At 45.4% G+C, this 1347-nt stretch carries 2 protein-coding genes; both read left to right on the top strand.

Annotation, left to right across the window (positions count from 1 at the left end; genetic code table 11):
* Positions 1-190: murein hydrolase activator EnvC (locus tag A3735_RS05885; RefSeq protein ID WP_156499443.1), on the top strand; the 190-nt coding region annotated here is incomplete at its 5' end.
* 19 nt (positions 191-209) lie between these two features.
* Positions 210-1347: S41 family peptidase (locus tag A3735_RS05890; protein ID WP_068637745.1), on the top strand; the 1138-nt coding region annotated here is incomplete at its 3' end.

The following is a 1347-nucleotide window of genomic DNA, read 5'->3' on the forward strand; positions in this document are numbered from 1 at the left end:
TCATGGTAATAATTACATGAGTTTGTACGGTAACAATAAGAGCCTTGCAAAAGATACCGGAGACTGGGTTAGAGCAGGTGAAGTTCTCGCCTATGCAGGGCAAAGTAATGCAAAAAGTGAAACAGGGCTATACTTTGAAATTAGAAAAGACGGAAAGCCTTTAAATCCTAGCCGATGGCTACGAAAATAAATTCTTCAGGACCCACTTAATGAAATTAGTTTCTCGTTCCTTACCTTTAATGACATCACGCCGCAAACGCATCTGCACTTACAGCGCTATTCTGGCTGGGTGCTTATCTTTCAGTCAGCCCGCACTTTCCCAGCAAACTGAAAGTGCTGGTATACAAGATACTAATTTAGCTTCGGAACAAGCGACTGCCCCCTTACCTTTAAATGAGCTGCGAAAGTTTACCAATGTATTTGGCAAAATTAAGAATGCCTACGTCGAAGAAATAGATGACGCTACCCTGCTAAAATATGCGATTCGTGGCATGTTGTCAGGGCTTGACCCACACTCAGCTTATCTTGAGCCAAGCGCATTTTCAGACCTGCAAGAGAACACTTCAGGCACATTTGGCGGCTTGGGTATAGAGGTAGGTATGGAGAATGGCTTTGTAAAAGTTATTGCGCCGATTGATGATACCCCCGCTCAGAAAGCAGGCATTGAGGCTGGCGATTTAATTATCAAATTAGATGAAACACCCGTAAAAGGAATGAGTCTTGATCAAGCTGTTGACACGATGCGTGGTGAAGCGGGTGAGCCGATTACATTGACCATCGTCCGTGAAGGCGAGCGCGAGCCATTAGAAATAAAAGTCGTACGTGACATTATTCAAGTAACCAGCGTCAAAACGCTAGTACTTGATGAGCAGTACGGCTACATCCGTATCACTCAATTTCAGGCACAAACTGGTAGCGACTTCGCCAAAGGCCTTAAAAAGCTTCAAGATGAAACTGAAGAACTTGCAGGCTTAGTTATTGACTTAAGAAACAACCCTGGAGGCGTACTTCGTGCTTCAGTAGAAGTTGCCGACCAGTTGATTGAAGAAGGTCTCATCGTTTATACAAAAGGCCGTGCTAGCGAAGCCGATTTAAGCTTTAACGCGACACCTGGTGACGATGCTAATGGCATACCCATTATCGTTCTTATTGATGGAGGCTCCGCATCAGCTTCTGAAATCTTGGCCGGAGCACTTCAAGATCACAATCGGGCAGTCATAATGGGAACACAGAGCTTCGGCAAAGGCTCTGTACAGAACGTCATGGCTCTTGATGCTGAATATGGGCTTAAGCTAACAACGGCCCGCTACTATACCCCTAATGGCCGCTCGATTCAGGCGCAAGGTA

The sequence above is a fragment of the Oleiphilus sp. HI0061 genome, assembly GCF_001635675.1.